Genomic DNA, 18,551 nt, shown 5'->3' with positions numbered 1-18,551 from the left:
AGCTCCAATCTTCAGCTAACGCACCCGTTAGTTAATTAAGAAAAGCGATTCTGAATACAGTTCATGATGAGTAACTTCATTTTTACTTTACATAAAGATTTTGCATTTGGGCAAAATTATAGAAACAAATTCAATTGGAGAACAACATTTATGATTTTCCTTGCCCTTTTATTAATGTTAGGCGGTTTACTAATTATTAATACTATTTACGCTTATCACACCAAGCACATTGACTCAAATTTTCTATCCACTTTATGGTACTATGTAAAATTTTTACCTTTTTTTCTGTCTGCGAGTATTATGATTGGATACGGAGTGAAGTTTTTAACAAAAATTGTAGATAACTTAACCTTTTCACTTATTGTCTCTAAAGGAATGGAGATACTAGTTAGTGTCGCAATTGGATATATATTTCTAAAAGAAATTCCCAATTGGCGAACAGGGGTTGGTATCACAATTATATTAATTGGTTTTTGGTTTTTAAAAGGAAAATAAGAAAGAGCTTACCTTGATAGGCTCTTTCTTATGACAAGTGTACTTTCGTTAGTTATTCAAGAATATGGCCCAATTGTTCAACAAAGATCAACAGCACTCTTGAACTAACCTGCCAGGTTAGTTCCATTTTAAAAAGGCTGCCGCAGCAACCCTTTGTTAAACTAACGCACCTGTTGGCTAAGAACTTTAATTACCTATTACTTTCAAGTAATGAATAGACATAGGTATCGTGTGCTTCACCATTTTGATACATATATTTCTTCAAAACTCCCTCTTTTTGAAAACCAATTTTAGTTAGTAAATTATTAGATGCTTCATTGTCAATAAATACAACAGCACCTATACGAGTTAACTCCATAACATCAAAGCCATATGAAAGAACTTTAGATATTGCTTCTGAAGTATATCCTTTTCTCCACTGCTCTGGATGGATTTCATACCCTATTTCTGCTCTTTTATGTTTAGGCAACCAAGCATTAAAGCCAATTGTTCCAATTATTCCTTTGGTCTCTTTTCTTTCAATCCCTCAGCGTATGCCTCTTTTTTCATCGTAGTTTTTTGAAAAGAAATCAACGAACTTCTCTGCTTGTTCTATACTTTGTAATGTTTCTTGTCCATAATAACGTGTTAAATTGTTGTTAGAAAAACAAGCAAAAATACCTTCTGCATCCTCTTTTGTTATTTCTCTTAGTATTAGTCTTTCTGTCTCTAATATTGGAAACATTAATAACTCTCCCTTGTTAGGCTCTTATGTATCTTTATTACATATTATACCATATATTTTATTGGGAGATCAGTTCCTGGGATTTGTCTGTTAGTTAGTATAATGTAGCAGAGTAATTCCTATCTCCTTTTACGAACTAATCTCATGTTAGAAAAAAAGTATTCACTAATGCAGCAGTTATATTGCAATTTTAAGATCGATCCTTCTTCTTTAACCAAGATATTTCTCAATGATAGCAAGATTATTTTGTTATAAAAAAAGCTTTTTTTAATACATAAAGGTATTTTGTCCCACCATTCCGAATATGTAATTAAGTTATAGGACTTCCTTTGATGAACATAGAATCTTAGAATAAGTGCTTTTTTTGTGATGGAGGTAGAAAATGATGCTGGAACATTTAGGTCAACAAATTCGGCAGTTAAGGATACGAAAAGGAAAAGGATTAAATGAATTTGCAAAAGAACTTCATGTGTCAGCAGGGTATTTGAGCAATTTAGAAACAGGAAAATCCGACACCATTAAATTAGATATTCTAGAGAAAATTCAAGAAGAGCTAAAAGTATTACCAATCGACTCAACCTCTTCCTTTTCACAACGTATGAAGCGTATTGAACAGCACATTACAGAACTTGAAAAAAAAGATCCACTATATGCTGAGTTTCTACTCCAAAATATTGAGAATAGCATAGAGTGGTTTAAAGAGCGGACTAAATAACTTATTAAACAGTATATGTATAGTTGTACCATTTATTCATAATGATAAACATTCGTTTATCATTATGAATAAATGGTTATTTTTTTGGTTAAACTTACTTTAACAACAACTAAGGAGGCTAGACCCATGAAAAGGATGTCACTAAAAGAAATGTTGGAAAATCTTCATGATGAGCGTGTTTTATCACTGAAAGGCAAGCTTCACCGATATAAAAAAGAGGGTACATTATTTTTTAAGGGGACTATTCATGATATGGATTGGAAAAAGCCGATGGAGCTTTATTGTGCATGGTCTCCAGGTACTATCAAATACCGCAATGCCTTTCCAGTTCCATCATCACACTATTGGAGATTAGTAAACCATCAAAATCCATGGCAACTATTGAGTTCTTATTATCATGATTATTATAAAACTAAAAAAATCCCAAAGAAATGGGCTGGAAATCTGTATGTCTACAAAGGAGAGAAATATATGTGGTTTTTTATAAGGTAAAAGAATTGCTACTTTGATCAATATCTGTGCTTTTGGTAAAATGCCGTTGTTTTCTTTACCTAAATCTTTGTAACAAAGAACCTCTTGTTTAAACTCCCCAATGTTTTTTTGTATGTATCCCCGTTCTTAAGAGATACCTAATTGGGGGGATAAGTACCCATAAATCAGGTATCTCTTGAGAGAAAATTTAAGTTCGAACTGAATCTGTCACGTATGCTTCCGCATTCAATATTCCAATGCTTCATGTATATCCCCATTATCCCATTCGCTAATATTCAATTTCCAATGAAGGTACACCATAATTAAATGATTACAATATATCAATAACATGTCAGTTGTAAAATGATTTTAGTAAGTTTACTGAAGTAACTTTATTAAACTAATTTTATTGAAGTAACCCTAGTTAGGTAACTTCACCTTAGGAACAGTATAATTTATCCTCCTTTTCATATATAGCTCGACCGCTCCATCCAAATAAGATACCTTTCATTGACTTAAGATACGGGCAATAGATCGAGCCATAGTCTCTAAAATGATTTTTTAACCTTATGATATCTTCCACAATTAGCTTTTTTATAATCACTAAGAACTTCTGAACAATAGTTCTCGAAGTCTCCAAAACTTATCTCCTCTGTCTTCCACCCATATTTATTTAGACATCTATATCTTCATCATTTTATTTGAATTAAAATGATGATTATCAGGTCTCAAGCTAGCTGCTTTTCCCACTCCTTGAATGTTTTGTTACACTTCTCTAACTGAAATCATGGTTATTCCACTGAATGTAATTCATGTTGTATTTTTAAAAACAAAGTTCACATTAAAAATGTTCTCATCGGTTAACCATGAAGATCTTTACTTACATAAATTTACTAGAGTATTCACCCTTTTACCGAACTATAAAAAAACATTACTATCCCTTTACCGAACTAGGTATTTCATTTGGGGGATATTCTATATACAAAGGAGAGGAAAACCCTTGATACATATAGGACACGCCTTTCTTCAATCCAAATTTGTCTCGGCAAAGGGATAGTGGAGGGATAAAGAAAAATAAAAAAACAATAGACCACGATTTTGATAATTAATCAATTATATATTAACGCACCCGTTAGCCATCCATGAATCGTAAAAATCGGCGATTCACCACAAAGAATGAAAATGGTTAGGAAGTGTCAATACTGATACTGACCTTAATCCAGTCATCCCTAATCCATAGACTAATTAATTAACGCTCTCCTCTTTTTTTAAACGATTGAGCAGGGTCTTCTTAAGTATTGTCATTTTTCATTCTTAAAGAAACTTATTTTCATGGTAGTTGAATAAACTTTAACCAATTATTAATAAAATCCGTACTAAACTTAAACAAATTTTCTGTTATCTTTGTTTATATAAATGCCCAATTCCAAAAACATAAAGAACAACACAAAAAATAATAATTCAATACTATTCTTTATCAAATTGAAGGTTTTATCTCTAAAATCCTTTATATAACCCTATAAAACAATTTGCATAGAGATATACGCAAAAATTTTATTTTATTCTCCCTGAAAAAAATCCAATTGATATTTATTTTTCTACCATAAACTGTGTTCAATAAATTGCCTCTTTAACTGCATAAGAAAAGGCGATCTATCTTAATGAAGAATCGAGCCCGATTAGTTGAAGTTAATTTTTTTTCGTTATGATTATTAATGGAAAGGGAAGTCGTTAAATATTTCAAGGCTATCGATAACGTGTTTCTGGATGCTGTTGAGATCCGATCTTGTATATTTTTTATGACTTTGGCTCTGAATTTTGGATCTTGGAACATTCGATTCATAGGGAAGAAATACACGAACAATGATATATTAAATCAAGAAACGGCAGCAACTGATGAATCAGAAAATAATGATGATTTAGAGGCCGCAATTGCCAAGGCTTTTTCGGATGACGATGCTCCGAAAAAAAGAGAAAAGATTTTAAAAGGAATTTATCTTGATGAAGATGTTTTGAAAGTTTACAAAAAAGTATCCAAAACTAAAGGGCATGGATGGGGCTCTCAATTGGTATCTGATTTATTAGTACAAAAATTCATAAGACAAGGAATAAAAATAGATACAAAATGAAAAAAAGGCTCGGGAATATTATTCCTGGGCCTTTTTTTGTGCCTGGAAATAAAAACTCCTCCATGTTGGGAGGAAATGAAGTTAGCTCTAGAATTATGTATGTTAGTTCAAATAGTATAAAAGGTTAAAAATATCGAGTAATTAAATTTTTTCTCCGTTTTTTATTGAATCAACTGGGAATTCTTTAGCGATTTCATCATCATTTTTTTGATTTACGGCTAGTTTTTCTAAGAATTCAATGGCGAATTTTAAGTTGTCGTTAGTTAACACTTTTCCATCAATATGAAAATCGTTTGACTGTAATAGTTTTCTTAAATCCTTAGTTGGTTTAGCTGGACTTGGATCGTCGGTTGCTCCAATAAGATAGTCAGCACTTGTATTTAGAACTTCCGAAATTTTAACTAAGGTCTCGAAATTGGGTCTTCTAAATCCATTCTCATATCCAGCGAGTGTCGATTTAGGAATTCCATTTGGATATTTCTCTGTTTTGACTAATAAAGCAAGGTCTAATTGTCTTAAACGGTATTTATCTCTTAGTGATTTTAATCTCTCGCCAAACTTATCCTCATGTGACATAAGGACATTCCCCCAGTATTTTTGAAAATATAAAATAAATTTAAATAGATTTATATATTTCGGAATTACTCTACACGCTTGTTTCTTATTTTTCGTTGAACCTTTCTGCCTCTTTTTCTATATACGTAGATAAATGAATTAAGGAAGAAATAGAGGTAATGATTTGTAGAATGTCTCTTTTCCCAATCTCGGTTAAATCATCAAACCCATGAAGTATCCAATTTCGGTTGTTCCCTTCTCTTTCACGCCACTCTCTTGTGCTTTCAAAATAATTCTTTATAAACCTTAATGCGGATAAATCAGTAGCACTCTGCCAATTATCCTCTTTTTCACTCACTTTTTGCATTAACTTTTTAATGGCATTATGAGAGGAGCTAAACCGTGAGTTCTCCTCATTAAATGGTTCCGCTATTTGATAGATGGTTCTTTCTAATAACTGAAATAGTGGGGAAACCATTACTAAATAATGGTCTCGTTCATAGGCTTCAAATAACTGCTGTGTCAAAGCGGAGTAACCTTTATCTCCTTCATAGTAAGAAAGAAAAAAATTTTTTATGTCGTCATACTCAGTGTCATATAATTCGATGAACAGGGTATCAATATAGTTCTGAACATCTTCTTGTTTCATACCTTCCATTTCTTCCATCAGATTCATTAAAACATCCATTGGCAAGTTATAATGAATAACCCAACCATGTTTACCTAGCAAATCTATTGTTTCATGGACTCCACTCTCAAAGTGGTCTAAAGTAGTAATGATTTCTGGTATTTGCTTGTAAAGACTGGACATAGCTTTTGCTATGGATGACGTATTGATATTTTGCATGGCTGTATAGATAGGCTTCATTTGTTTTTCAACTCTTTCAGCCATCTCCATTACTACTTCGACAATGGGGAATTCAAACTTAGGAATGTATGGATATATTTTTGCCTTTTTCTCGTGTAGTTCCTGCTTTTTATTTTGCTCTTCTGTCAAAGACTCCCTCTCCTTTACCCCTTTACTCCTTTACTTATTCCTACTTTATCAAAAAATGTAACCAAATTAAAAAAGATACCAATTTTAAAATGGGTATCCTTCTATTCTTCCAGTGAATGGGGAATCTAAATATTTCTTCTTCATAGCCCCATTCCAGTGCTTGTGCTATTTTCAATAGACCATGTTCCTTAACATATTTATTTAACTGTTGGTCATAAATCATACCGACCATCATTGTTGGTTTAGACAACCCAATTTTTGTTGATCCATTACTTTGATAAACCGAAATTTTACAAAATCCTGCCCCTATTTTTAATAAGAAAAGGAGTTGAAAATCAATTTGCTACCATACTATTACAAGAAAACAAAGATAAAGAAGATTTAAGAACGTTACAGGAATTATTAGGTCATGAAAGTCTTGCTACCACTAGTAAGTATACCTATATCGATTTTGAACAAAAGAAAAAAGCGATAAATAGTTTTTTAATTGGTTAAATCTTAAAATTTTAAGATTTATAAAAGGAAAGCTTCAACGGTTCTACATGCGGTTTGATGTAAGTGTTCAATACAACAGGCAAACCGTCGAATAATACTGTTTAGAAAAAAAGACTGAGTGACTCAGTCTTTTTATAATCTTTGCCTGTCAGAAGACACCTTGCGTATGGGGTGACAATCGTCATTTTTTTATCGAAAAAAATGATATCCTTGCAGGAAAACAAGGGAGAGGGCCAATAACCAAACCGCGTATTTTGCTTTCTTTCCAACCTCTTTGCCTACGGTTACCCCGTGCTTAAATGTGTAGATAGTAATAAGAAACAGTAAAAGATTTGCCAAAATACCCATGATATCAATCCCTTACACGTTGTCGATTAGTGGGCAAAACTTGTTCTCCGAATTGGTATAACTCCACCTCGTAATGAATGTTGATTGTGGCTTTTGGATAGTTTTCCATCCAATTGTAGGCTTCGTATTGTTTCATAGTGAGAAATTTCCGCCTGGCCATATAATAGAATTCAAAAAGATCCACTTTCAGTTTTTCTTGTGATTTCTTCACCACCTGGTCCGTTTTCCTTTCCAATTCCTTTTCAATATGGCTTTTCAACATGTCTCCATTCTTGGTATTCGTTGAGTAATTAACCAAACTCGGAACAGAAACGAGATCCACTTTCACGGGAACGGACGCTGTAATGACGGGACTTGATTTTTTTGTATTGACTTTTATTTTGGCCTTTTTTTCGATATAAACCCGTGTCCCAATAGTTTTATTTGTTTTGACGGGATCCGTAAAAGCGGTCGTTAATTCATCTACATCCGAATCTTGTTGCAACAGGAGGGTTAACCTCGTTTCTTCACCCGTCAACTTTCCAATCGCTTTTCCATTCTTGAACACAACCGAACCCATGGATTGTGTGTGGCTTCCTGATCGGATGTTTACCTTACCCGCTACATTTTCATCTTCTTCTTTCTTTACCTGTTTATGTCTATTTTTGGCTGTGCCATAAATGGCTAAAAAGGCACCCGCATCGTGCTGCGTATTTTTTAAATACATTTGATACGTCGATAAAGGAACAAATCCCGTCTCTTTCCACCTTTGACCCATCAAATCGTAAAATTTGTGAGGCCTTGTCTCAAAGGGGGTTTTGTTGTGTTTGATGAATTGGGATGCATTCTCTTTTGATACCAAAAACAACACATTTTCTCTTAGTCCCCTTTCTTTTGTGATGGTTTCCGATATATGAAGAAACATTTTATCTTTGGCTAGTTCCTCACCGACGATTAGCGCTTTCACATGCGAGAGGGATACGTTCCTTGTTATGCTTACATTCGCGAGTTGTGTAGCAACCGCAAGGTTCGGGGCAGACAGCGTCACGATTTCAAATGCTTTTTCTTTCTCTGCTTTGGAACGGTCCGTTGAACCGACTTGTGGATTGGCAATTTGATAGGTTACATCGAGCATCCCATTTTTTCCTTTGTCCAAACCCACCACCACAACAAACGCTTGTTCTTCCAGTTCTATTTTATCCCAGCACCCCGTTAATAAGAAAAGGGACAAGACAAGCATCCACTTTTTCATGATTTCCTCTCCTTCCTCTTCGCAAATATCCACATAAAGAAGGGCAAGAAAAAGAAATAAAAGGAACCGAAACGGAAAATAACGTTTTCCCTTATGATGTATTCCGATTCGACAGGATTTTCAGGAAGCATGCCTAGACCGATGAGAAGCGCGGCAAAGGGAATCAAAAGGGGTTCGATTTTTTTGATTTTAAATAAATAGGAAAATAGGGCGGTGGTTATATACAGATAAAATGAAAATCGGATAAACGTCGAAAGGAGCCAAATGGGTAAAAAGATGGTTTCAGGGTTAGCTAAAAATCGTCCTGCCGAAACATTTCTGGTCGTTTCGTGGAATAAATAGGTGATTTCCGTAACCAGCGGCACATCATACAGCATGATATAAAACAAGAAAAACGTGACGAGTTCGAAGCAGACGATGCTAAAACTGATGAGACTCGATTTTTTATAGGTGGAAAAATCTCTAAAATAAGTCATGAAGACAGCAAGGGCCATAATTTCCACGAAAAGCGGCATGAATTTGAACCCTGTGATAAAAATGTTTTCCCATGTTCGTCCGAAAATCGGAAAAAGATACGAAAATTCAAGCCGATCCCAAAGGAGGATAATGAGGAGCAATAACCCTCCTTTGATCACAAAAAGAAAAATGAAACTGGTTCTTGTGATTCCTTCCAGTCCTCTTTTTGCAAGAAAAACACACACCATAAAGAGCAGGAAATAAAGGACGAGAAGGGGCGTTTTAGGAAAATAAAGAGTGGAAAAGATATTCACATAGCTTCGAGTATCCACTGCTGTTCCGATCAGGAAAAGGAGAAAGAAAATCAATCCTACTAGGAAACCTAAGGGTTTTCCGAAAATCATGACAAACACGTCGATTAATCCTTTATCAGGGTATTTCTTCATCACACTTAAAAAAACAAGAAAGGAAAGAAGAAAACAAAGAGCGGAAACGAGAATCGCGATCCAACTGGCCGTTTCCGTTTCGTCGAACAGCAAAGTGGGTGTCATGTCGGCGAACTTTATTCCAATGACGGGCAAAAGTAGCGATATGATTTCTCTTTTTCCGAGTTTATACTCTTTCTTTTGGATCATAGCCCTCTTTTTCCTTTCGTTTTTGAGTTTTCCGTCGCTTTCTTTGGATGCAGAAACATCGGTTTGATTCGTTCCTTCCAGGAAACCTTTCTTCCTATCGTATCTTTAGACGACGGAAAGAAAGGAATGGTGGGTGCCAGGTACGGCACGCCAAAGGAAGTGAGGGTGGATAAATAGGCGACACACATGATCGTCGCCATCATGACGCCAAAAAGTCCCATAAAGGAGGCGAGAATGAGCAGGGCAAAACGCATAATCCGAACCGCAAAGCTGAACGATACATTCGGAATGGCGAAGGAGGCAAGACCCGTTATCGAAACCACGATGACCAAAATCGGCGAGATGATATTGGCATCAACGGCTGCCTGACCTAAAATGAGTGCCCCGACAATCCCAATTGTTGAACCCATCGGCGTCGGAATCCTGATTCCCGCTTCCCGTAAGATTTCAAAAGCCAATTCCATCATGATGATTTCAATAATGACAGGAAACGGGACGGTCTCCCTTGTTGCGGCAATGGCAAGGAGAAGGTCAGTTGGAATCATGGCACTGTGGAAATTCACGACTGCCACGTATAAACTGGGCGTGAAAAGGGCGATGAAGACTGAAAGCAATCGAATCATCCGTATGAAATTTCCATATGCCCATCTTAGGTAATAATCTTCCGACGTGTGAAAAAACGACCAAAAAGTGGCGGGTGCCACAAGCGCGGCGGGTGAATTCTCCATGATGAGAATCATATTCCCTTCCCGTATGAAAGAAGTCGCCCTGTCAGGTCGTTCCGTATAGAGAATGGTCGGAACAAGGGAGTACGCCCTCTCTTCCATATGTTGTTCCAGTACCGACACATCCTCGATATAGTCCACGTCAATTTGGGTCACGCGATGTTTGATTTGATGCAACAAGTCAGGGTCCATCACATTTTTTAGATACATCAGACTGATTTTCGTTTTCTTATCATGTCCGATATAGAGCGTTTCCGTTACTAATGATTCGTCACGGAGCCTTTTTCTAATGAGGGAAATGTTGACGGTTCCTGACTCCACAAACGCCTCATTGGACCCTTTAATCACGTTTTCCGATTGCGGCTTATCCACGCTTCGACCGTCATATTTGGCTGTTTGAAGCGATAGGACGCTTGATGACCCTTCCATCAGGATGATGGTTTGTCCGTCCAATAAAGCGGAGACGGCTTCTTTCCTTTTTATAAGGGTGGAGACTTGATTTCCTGTAAGAATCGTTTTGCTTATCACCTCGGTTAAATCTTCGCCCACTACTATTTGTATCTCCTTTTCTTGCAAAGAAGAAATGGCGTGGTCAATGAGGGTGGCATCCACCATCCCCCTCATAAAAAAAAAGTGGGCGTCTTTATTTTGTGAAGGCACATGTATAGGACGGACTCCAAGGTCGGAGTTATCGGGATAAGAAAAAATGTTTTTCAGATAGGTGCTGTTTTCCTGTAAATTACACGAAAAAATCACATTTTCTTTTTCTGTATTTTCTTCTATTTTAGATTTCTTTTTTCTTGAATGAAAGTTAATCATCACACACCTCTGCCTGCTTTTTACTTAGTATGGGGCAAAGGACTATTAGTTAATCTCGATTTTTATCTTATAGGTGTGCAATTTGGAGAAAAGCCTGTAATAATGAAAAAAACAAAAGTACATCATACTTTTGTTTTTTCCAATTGTAATCTAAAAATCAATAATAGATTCATTATGTTCGCAAGTTAATAAGGATTATTCGACTGAATCCCAGATGCCTTATTCCATATATTATTCATTGATGATCAATACTATATATGCTAACCTTTGACTAGAAGAGTGGGATGTATGATTCTTCCAGGTTCCTATAATAAATAGAATTGGAAACCTATAACTATAAGAGTCTTTCCCAATAAGTGATAGTTCGAATACATAATTATGTGAACTTCCCGATAAGTTAATGTATCAGTACGTTGAATATATATTATGTAAACTAGAATAAAGAATTATACAAAATGATCACAGCTTCATATTCCTCTTTTGTACACAGACACAAAGTTTAATACATTCATTTAGGTCATTAATTTGAGTACATAGTGTTATTAATCCACTTAAAACCTCACTACTTCACTATATCTGTTTTGATATACAAAATCGAGTACATTATAAACAATACAATCAATTTAACTGTAAACACACATACCACCGTTCATAAATTAATGAACGGTGGTATGTGTGTTGCCCTTTCAACCTATACCTCCTCGCTGGATAAAAATTTCCATTCTAGGTAAACGATATAAAGTTCAGAGGGGCGGTCTTTTCTAGGGTTTTAAACCCTTACATTGATGATTCATGTTCTATCTTGCTGGATCGAAAAAGCTGGTTGAATGAATTGAGAACAGATCTGTCAGTCCTGATAGTTGTTTGTTGCCTTTACTTCCTCTTCATAGAGCGTAAGAAAGGAATCCGGCTCGGCACGTCCCTCTGCGATCGCGTTTATACTGTCGACGAATTCTGGTAGAATCAGATGACGCAGAGGCTGGTCTACTTGATTCAATCGTTTGAATGCCTCCCGAGCCAAATCATCCCATTCCTTGTAGCGATGCAGATAATCATCCGGCATCACTACGGTGCTAGACGTCCCTTCCTCCGGTTCACACTCAAACGGTTCGTCTAACCCGAGTGTAGCATAGTCGCATGTGATTTGCTCTCCGGGGAGAATATCCCTCGACGCTAATTCAATCTCATAGACAGTCGATACCACATTTGGACTGAAGCTGTGATTTAAGTATCTGGCATGATCCCAGCACAGCACGTAGCGATCGTCATCGTTGAGGTAGGCATATTTATAGACGATTTCCCTTCTCATTAGCTCAAGCGATTCAATCTCATCTTCCTCGAGGATGATGTCCAAATCATCCAATGCCCAGATGATCGTTCCTTTGGGAATCATTTTTGTGGCAAAAACGCCCACACCAATCTTTTCATTGACAAACCGAATCTCAGTATCTGGATGTATCATTGATTCTGTTCACCCTTTCTCAAAACTTACTATTACAATATATAGCAGATTCGTTTAATTGACTGTTCATTCGTGTATTTTCTCCAAGTTCAATCAGCGGAATTTTCTCCTAGAAAAATGAAATTGGTCGCTTTAATGGAAAAACCACAGAAATTTAGAAATAAACAGAAAAGAAGATGCATGATAACTTTCATCAAAACTTCACCGGAAAATATTGATCTTCATAGAATAAGTGAAGAGTATAATTATTAATGAAGGTGCTTGCGGAAACAAAAGAATTTCTAGCTATATTACTTGATAGGTGAAATTCTTTTGTAATTCATCATCATAGATCATCTTTTGAAAAATTCGAGAATAAAAAGTTTGCAGTAAGCATCGACAAAAAAAGATGGTACTTAAATCTTAATAAGGAGAATTCTCTAATTTGGTGAACTTACAGGAGCTTACAAATTAATACCTAAATATGATCCGACGTTAATAACTAGTGAATTAATGATGGGGAAAGTTAATTTAGCAAATCAAACGATTTTAGATCGAGGAAAAAGAGAAAAGAACGCTTCCCTCCCCTTCATCCCATTGTCTTTCCGTTAATTCAAGACTATTAAGCAATTCTTTAGAGCAGCAAAAACATACAGTAATCCGCTTTTATAATTTAAAAAATCCGCTCTCCGTTGTTCTTCAATATCAGCAGGATCTACACTTTCTAAAAGTTTAGTCCAGCGTTTATACAAAGCTACAGGCATAATATCAATTTACAATCAGAAAGTCCCCCACAATTCCCTTTGTCAAAAGCTCGATTACATGATTTTCTGCTGTTATAGCCAGATTAACACGAACATAGACATTCATATGATTACTATCCGAATGATGAAGCTAATATTACAAACAGTCCACGCTCCTGAACGATTAGCTGTTCATTAATTAAGTCTTACAGTATCTCGGAATTGGATTCAGAAAAAGTAAAATAAATTTTTCTTTGGTGTACATAATATAGGGAATAACCAATGATAGTAAAAGTGTTATGAAAAGGGTGAACAAATGGAAAGAAATAGCGCGATTGACTTTATTAAATTTTTTGCAATTTTTTCTGTTGTAGTCATTCATGTATTCCCAAGGGATAGCCAAATTGGTCTATTTATTCTCGATAACATCTCAAGGTTTGCGGTGCCATTCTTCTTTACTGCCTCTGGTTATTTGTTCGGTAAAAAGATGATACACACAAGGGATTCCATTGATTATTTTAAAAGGTACATTATAAAAATCTTAAAACTGTATTTGTGCTGGCTCTTCTTTTATATGATGTATGATGTTCTTATTCTTTATAAAGCTGCTGCCGATGTCCCAAAGGAATTTGCGCAATACATTAATCAATTTTCATTTCTTGACCTTATATATTACGGAACTGGGACTAGCGGATACCAATTGTGGTTTTTAACCGCATTAATCTGGAGTGTTATCATTCTATTCGGTTTTTTTAAGTTAAATAAAGCAAGGCTTCTTTTAACCATTAGCCTAATATTCAACTTGTTAGGTCTTTTCGGACAATCGTATACGGTGTTCTATGATCTTCCTCTAAGTACACGGGATGCTTTATTCATTGGTCTTTTTTATACAACTTTGGGATTCTTCTTTGGGCATGATAAATTCTTTAAAAAGTCAAGAGCAATAACAGCCAAAAACAATTTATTATTAATTTTGATCTTCTTTACTATCCAAGTGGTAGAAGGATACTTATTAGAAAAGATATTATCAGGAAGTCATGGGGAATATTTTATTTCTACCATCTTTTTAACTGCATTTCTTTTTTTATTTGCATTAAATAATAAAACATTGGGGAAGGATTTGTTCATTACTAAAGTAGGAGGAAGAGCCCTGGGTATATACATTGTTCATGTAGTCTTCATCGATATTTTTGATTTAATTATATCGGCAGCAAAAATGGATCATATATCCGACAATTTATTGTTAAAACTATTTGAGACACTCCTTATAATTTCTATGTCGTACATATCTTATGACCTACTTCAATATTTCAAAAGGAGTTTAAGCAAATTGATAACAACCAGATAGTGAAAAGTTACAACGATAAAGGAGCATGAGTCCTGAAGTCCCGATGCTTCTTCTTAAAATTTACGCTTGAAAAACCATAGGTCCATGCTTTCTTAATACGAGTATACTTACGCGTTGGCTTATAAAAAAAGCACCCTTTTTGACGCTTATTCTTTGGAAATATACTAACAACACTGCCGTTTTAGTCCTTGATGAAATTTTACTGAATTAACATACCCGTTTGTTCAAAAAAATGATCCTTTGCAACCCCTATTTTATTATTTGTTTTCCTTCTACTCCACTAAAGACAGATTATCGTAAACGCTAGTATACGATCCATCTAATAGATATTGTTTAGTTGATATGCATAGGATACTATCCCATACATATCAACTATGCGGTATTTGCTTGAACCAGTTATATAAACAAAAGTAAATGCCTCTCATAATGAAAAAACCTCCAACAGAATGCTGGAGGTTTTTTCATTATCATTTAAACTTATCCGGAAACTGCTTTACAACTCCCGCAGAGATAGTATCCGCCATTAGGATTATATGTGTGACCCCTTCGTCAATTGAAACGATTCTTCCGTTCCAATTTTTTGCTAAGCTTGTAGTTAAATCATTTGTCACTAATTTCAAATGCATATAAAGCAAATTTTTTAGATCTTCATTTTTTAAATAGGGGTTGGCACTGCTAAGGAAAGCTGCTATTTCATCAGCATTTCTATACCATTCTTTGTTTAGCTGTTTCACCAAGACTTCATTTCCGCTTTTAGCCGCATCTACAATCTTTCCCGCAATAACAATATGCTCCTTAAGCAAATCCGTAAGTTTGTTCCCAGCTTTCTCTCCGTATACTGGCTTTATAGCATTTCCAATATCCTCCTGATTTTTCAGAAGCCTGGCCAATACCTGTTTTTGATCCTCCGCTCCAGCTGTCGTTGCACTTGTAATGTAATTACTTGTCCACAATACATGATCAATCCAAAGTTTCCTGAATTCATTTGCGAACTTTACCTCAGATTGACTAACACTTTGCACCTGCGGTTTAGCGTATGCACTGGTTGTTCCAGACACCATGTTTAGAGGAAATAAAAAAATGAAACCCATCAACAATAATATTTTCATAACACCATCTCCTTCCAAAGTTTAAAAACACCTTTTTATTATTGATATATGGGATTTTAATATTCATGATAATGGTTCTACTTACCCTGTTGAACGGTAAATTGGACTTGGATGAGCTCACATCGTCCTATGTAAGCTGTTTTGTTTAAGTTTAGATCATCTATAAAAGTATTAATAAACGGACACTACAACGTCGCAATTTGCACTTAAAATATGATGAATTAATGTTTAAATTAATTGAAACTTCAAGAAAGAGGTGCCAAGAAATAGTGGATTTAATATGGGAGCAAGTTAATATAGAAAATCAAACGAATTTTATATAGAGTAAAAGGGGAATTAGACTCCCCCTTCTTCTCAGTATCTTAATGTCTTTTTGATTGATTCTGTCACTTGGAACTTCCTATAAAAGATAATTTTGTTCTAGTACTTCATTAATTTTTTTTATTGATATTTGTATTCTGCCTGTTAAAGCTATTTACTACACGCTTGATATAGGAGAGCATGAACAGAATGGCTCTCTTATTCATTGATGAATTCTAGAATTCATTCATGGTTTTTTGCCCCTCCACATGCCTTCCTGGACAAAATTGCAGCAGCAAAAAAAATCCCAGCTGGAAGCATAGGATCTTTTTTAACTTAAATATAATTAAAGTTTGTTCTCCACCGGATGAACTGGCGCTTCCTCTATACTACTGTCGTCAGCAGACTTTTTAGACCAGTAAGTCGCGAGAATTGGTCCGGATATGTTGTGCCATGCAGCAGCCAGAACACTTGGAAGTGCCGCCAGAGGACCGAAATGTGCAGTAGCAAGCGCAACGCCCAACCCTGAGTTCTGCATGCCTACCTCAATCGAAATTGCTCTTCTATTCACTTCATCAAGTCCAAGCACTTTCGCTGCTAAGTAACCGAACAGCAGCCCAAATCCGTTGTGAAGCATTACGGCAGTGAAAATCAGGAACCCGGATGCAGCAATGCTAGTTGCATTGCCTGAGACTACTGCGCTTACAATCGTAATGATAGCTGCTACCGAAATAAGCGGTAAAACGGTTAAGCTTTTTTCAACTATTACAGGGAAAAACCGCTTAATGGCCAAACCTAAAACAATCGGAAGAAGGATGACTTGGATAATGGACTTAAACATATCAAAAAAATCAACAGGCATCCATTGTCCTGCGAGCAAAAGCAGAAGCAGTGGCGTCATGATTGGAGCCAGTAAAGTTGATACCGAAGTCATAGCTATCGACAAAGGTACATTTCCTTTTGCCAGATAAACCATAACGTTAGAGGCTGTTCCGCCTGGTACACATCCGAGCAAAACCAGTCCTGCAGCTAATTCTGCTGGTAAATTCATGAGTTTCGCAATAAGGAATGCCACAGATGGCATGATGATAAACTGGGCGCAAACTCCAATTATCACGGGCAGTGGTTTAGTAATGATGATTTTAAAATCAACGGCCTTCAATGTAAGACCCATACCAAACATTACAACGCCAAGCAATATTGTAATATATCCCCCCAATCCCAAAAATGGCTCTGGAAAAATAAAGGCAATGACGGAAATTAAGATAACCCAGACAGCAAAATATTTGCCTGCTAATGCACTGAATGCTTCCAATACTTTCATTTCATCACACTCTTTCTTGCATGAATATTTTACTAGGATTTAATAAATTATCTGGATCAAGGGCTTCTTTAATTTTTTCCATCACAAACAGAGAGTTCCCATGTTCTTTTTTCTGATATTTTTGTTTACCGACCCCAACTCCATGTTCACCAGTGCATGTTCCCTTACGCTCAAGGGCATATAGGACAATTTGTTCATTTAGCTGTTCAGCTCTTTTTAGTTCTTCCTGATTTTTGTTATCGATCATTAAGAGCACGTGATAGTTCCCATCGCCTACATGGCCGACGATCCCACCGGTAAGGCCTAATAAATCAACAGCTTCCCTTGCATGGTGAATTGCACCAGATAGCTCTGAAATCGGAAGGCAGACATCAGTCACCATCAGTTTTTTTCCAGGATTGCCTTGAATATAAGCATAGGCAAGATTATGGCGAGCTTCCCATAGGCGGTTCCTGGCAGCATTATCTGTCTCAAATTCAATATCGAGACAATTATGTTCTGCTACTATTTCTTTAGTGAACTCTACATCTTGCTTCAAACCTGCTTCATTACCATGAAACTCCAAAAATAGTGTAGGCGCTTCGTTATAGCTTGTATCACTATAGAGGTTAACCTGCTTCATTGATGGTTCATCGACAAGCTCCACCCTTGCGATTGGAACACCTGACTGCAAAATGGAAACAACAGCTTCTACCGCATTGGTCAATTCCGGAAATGATGCTCTTGCCGCCATAACGTGTTCAGGAATTCCGTAAACTCTCAACGTCAATTCCGTAAAGCAGCCTAGCGTTCCCTCAGATCCAACAAAAAGACCGTTTAGATGGTAACCAGATGACGATTTAGCGGCCAAATTGCCAGTATGAATAATGGAACCATCTGCAAGAACCACTTCAAGATCGCGGACTTGGTCACGCATCACACCATATTTAACTGATGTCGTTCCACTGGCATTTGTTGCAGCCATTCCGCCAAGAGTTGCATCAGCACCCGGATCCACTGAAAAAAACAAACCGTATTTTTTCAGTTCTTTGTTTAGTTGCGATCGCGTTACGCCAGGCTGAACCTTAACGAGAAAATCGTTTTCACGCACTTCAAGGATTTTATTCATTAGTGAAAAATCAATGGTTATGCCTTGATGGTAAGGTATGACATGCCCCTCGAGGCTTGATCCCAAACCAAAAGGAACCATCGGGATTTTGAACATATTTGCTAATTTCACAATTGCACTTACTTGCTGTGTTGTTTCTGGAAATACAACAATATCAGGAAGACTTACAGCATGATATGACTCATCTCTTCCGTGTAATTCTCTCACAGTCTGGTTTTCTGTCACTTGATTTTCCGAAAGAACTTCCTTTAAAGCTTTGATCAAATTTACACTAGCCGCTTCCATTCAATTCTCCTTCTTTCTGCTATAACCTCTATTTTTGTCCTATCAAAAGTTTTGGTCGCTCCATACCAAGATTTAGTATTGTATTAATAAATGGCTTC

At 36.2% G+C, this 18,551-nt stretch carries 14 protein-coding genes and 1 pseudogene; 5 read left to right on the top strand and 10 right to left on the bottom strand.

Annotated elements, in window-relative coordinates; all coding sequences use genetic code 11:
* Positions 1–150: 150 nt before the first annotated feature.
* Entirely contained in the window at positions 151–495 is a 345-nt protein-coding gene (locus tag LQ188_RS02830) for a hypothetical protein (RefSeq protein ID WP_230175969.1), read from the top strand.
* Between the two features lie 190 nt (positions 496–685).
* Here the strand turns inward: LQ188_RS02830 and LQ188_RS02825 are convergent.
* A pseudogene (locus tag LQ188_RS02825) lies at positions 686–1,219 on the bottom strand (GNAT family protein).
* 382 nt (positions 1,220–1,601) lie between these two features.
* Between LQ188_RS02825 and LQ188_RS02820 the strand changes: the two are divergent.
* From LQ188_RS02820 to LQ188_RS02810, 3 genes are all read left to right on the top strand, one after another.
* Entirely contained in the window at positions 1,602–1,934 is a 333-nt protein-coding gene (locus LQ188_RS02820; protein ID WP_230175968.1) for a helix-turn-helix domain-containing protein, read from the top strand.
* A 126-nt stretch (positions 1,935–2,060) separates the two neighbouring features.
* Positions 2,061–2,426 carry a hypothetical protein gene (locus LQ188_RS02815; protein WP_230175967.1) on the top strand — a complete coding sequence of 122 codons (366 nt, stop codon included), beginning with the start codon at positions 2,061–2,063 and terminating at the stop codon, positions 2,424–2,426.
* 1,694 nt (positions 2,427–4,120) lie between these two features.
* On the top strand, positions 4,121–4,534 hold the full coding sequence (locus tag LQ188_RS02810; protein ID WP_230175966.1) for a hypothetical protein: 414 nt from the start codon (positions 4,121–4,123) through the stop codon (positions 4,532–4,534).
* A 141-nt stretch (positions 4,535–4,675) separates the two neighbouring features.
* Here LQ188_RS02810 and LQ188_RS02805 read toward each other — a convergent pair whose 3' ends face one another.
* From LQ188_RS02805 to LQ188_RS02780, 6 genes are all read right to left on the bottom strand, one after another.
* Positions 4,676–5,110 (bottom strand): helix-turn-helix transcriptional regulator, encoded by a 435-nt coding sequence (locus tag LQ188_RS02805; protein ID WP_230175965.1) that lies wholly within the window; start codon positions 5,108–5,110, stop codon positions 4,676–4,678.
* Between the two features lie 85 nt (positions 5,111–5,195).
* A complete protein-coding gene (locus LQ188_RS02800; RefSeq protein ID WP_230175964.1) occupies positions 5,196–6,086 on the bottom strand; it encodes a hypothetical protein in 891 nt (296 codons plus the stop codon).
* Positions 6,087–6,933: 847 nt separating this feature from the next.
* Positions 6,934–8,160, bottom strand: a complete 1,227-nt coding sequence (locus LQ188_RS02795; RefSeq protein ID WP_230175963.1) for a Ger(x)C family spore germination protein — start codon at positions 8,158–8,160, stop codon at positions 6,934–6,936.
* Positions 8,157–9,251: an endospore germination permease gene (locus LQ188_RS02790; protein WP_230175962.1), complete on the bottom strand. Its 1,095-nt coding sequence runs from the start codon at positions 9,249–9,251 to the stop codon at positions 8,157–8,159. The genes LQ188_RS02795 and LQ188_RS02790 overlap by 4 nt, the downstream gene beginning before the upstream one ends.
* Positions 9,248–10,795: a spore germination protein gene (locus LQ188_RS02785; protein ID WP_230176016.1), complete on the bottom strand. Its 1,548-nt coding sequence runs from the start codon at positions 10,793–10,795 to the stop codon at positions 9,248–9,250. The genes LQ188_RS02790 and LQ188_RS02785 overlap by 4 nt, the downstream gene beginning before the upstream one ends.
* 847 nt (positions 10,796–11,642) lie before the next feature.
* Entirely contained in the window at positions 11,643–12,257 is a 615-nt protein-coding gene (locus tag LQ188_RS02780) for an SET domain-containing protein (protein ID WP_230175961.1), read from the bottom strand.
* Between the two features lie 1,038 nt (positions 12,258–13,295).
* Between LQ188_RS02780 and LQ188_RS02775 the strand changes: the two genes are divergently transcribed.
* Positions 13,296–14,327: an acyltransferase gene (locus tag LQ188_RS02775; RefSeq protein WP_230175960.1), complete on the top strand. Its 1,032-nt coding sequence runs from the start codon at positions 13,296–13,298 to the stop codon at positions 14,325–14,327.
* Positions 14,328–14,794: 467 nt separating this feature from the next.
* Here LQ188_RS02775 and LQ188_RS02770 read toward each other — a convergent pair whose 3' ends face one another.
* From LQ188_RS02770 to LQ188_RS02760, 3 genes are all read right to left on the bottom strand, one after another.
* Positions 14,795–15,436, bottom strand: a complete 642-nt coding sequence (locus LQ188_RS02770; protein ID WP_230175959.1) for a glycosyltransferase — start codon at positions 15,434–15,436, stop codon at positions 14,795–14,797.
* 646 nt (positions 15,437–16,082) lie between these two features.
* Entirely contained in the window at positions 16,083–17,060 is a 978-nt protein-coding gene (locus LQ188_RS02765) for a bile acid:sodium symporter family protein (protein ID WP_101222164.1), read from the bottom strand.
* Between the two features lie 4 nt (positions 17,061–17,064).
* Positions 17,065–18,453 (bottom strand): FAD-linked oxidase C-terminal domain-containing protein, encoded by a 1,389-nt coding sequence (locus LQ188_RS02760; RefSeq protein ID WP_230175958.1) that lies wholly within the window; start codon positions 18,451–18,453, stop codon positions 17,065–17,067.
* Positions 18,454–18,551 lie beyond the last annotated feature (98 nt).

The organism is Peribacillus sp. Bi134, from assembly GCF_918698065.1.
In the GTDB taxonomy this organism is placed as follows: domain Bacteria; phylum Bacillota; class Bacilli; order Bacillales; family DSM-1321; genus Peribacillus.
The sequence above is the reverse complement of the archived record's forward strand: the minus strand, read 5'-3'. Positions and strand labels throughout refer to the sequence as shown.

What these genes read in the sequence shown, in the direction of transcription:
- LQ188_RS02830 (WP_230175969.1), top strand. Translation starts at nt 151, where the DNA reads ATGATTTTCCTTGCCCTTTTATTAATGTTAGGCGGTTTACTAATTATT.
- LQ188_RS02820 (WP_230175968.1), top strand. Translation starts at nt 1,602, where the DNA reads ATGATGCTGGAACATTTAGGTCAACAAATTCGGCAGTTAAGGATACGA.
- LQ188_RS02815 (WP_230175967.1), top strand. Translation starts at nt 2,061, where the DNA reads ATGAAAAGGATGTCACTAAAAGAAATGTTGGAAAATCTTCATGATGAG.
- LQ188_RS02810 (WP_230175966.1), top strand. Translation starts at nt 4,121, where the DNA reads ATGGAAAGGGAAGTCGTTAAATATTTCAAGGCTATCGATAACGTGTTT.
- LQ188_RS02805 (WP_230175965.1), bottom strand. Translation starts at nt 5,110, where the DNA reads ATGTCACATGAGGATAAGTTTGGCGAGAGATTAAAATCACTAAGAGAT.
- LQ188_RS02795 (WP_230175963.1), bottom strand. Translation starts at nt 8,160, where the DNA reads ATGAAAAAGTGGATGCTTGTCTTGTCCCTTTTCTTATTAACGGGGTGC.
- LQ188_RS02790 (WP_230175962.1), bottom strand. Translation starts at nt 9,251, where the DNA reads ATGATCCAAAAGAAAGAGTATAAACTCGGAAAAAGAGAAATCATATCG.
- LQ188_RS02785 (WP_230176016.1), bottom strand. Translation starts at nt 10,795, where the DNA reads ATGATTAACTTTCATTCAAGAAAAAAGAAATCTAAAATAGAAGAAAAT.
- LQ188_RS02780 (WP_230175961.1), bottom strand. Translation starts at nt 12,257, where the DNA reads ATGATACATCCAGATACTGAGATTCGGTTTGTCAATGAAAAGATTGGT.
- LQ188_RS02775 (WP_230175960.1), top strand. Translation starts at nt 13,296, where the DNA reads ATGGAAAGAAATAGCGCGATTGACTTTATTAAATTTTTTGCAATTTTT.
- LQ188_RS02770 (WP_230175959.1), bottom strand. Translation starts at nt 15,436, where the DNA reads ATGAAAATATTATTGTTGATGGGTTTCATTTTTTTATTTCCTCTAAAC.
- LQ188_RS02765 (WP_101222164.1), bottom strand. Translation starts at nt 17,060, where the DNA reads ATGAAAGTATTGGAAGCATTCAGTGCATTAGCAGGCAAATATTTTGCT.
- LQ188_RS02760 (WP_230175958.1), bottom strand. Translation starts at nt 18,453, where the DNA reads ATGGAAGCGGCTAGTGTAAATTTGATCAAAGCTTTAAAGGAAGTTCTT.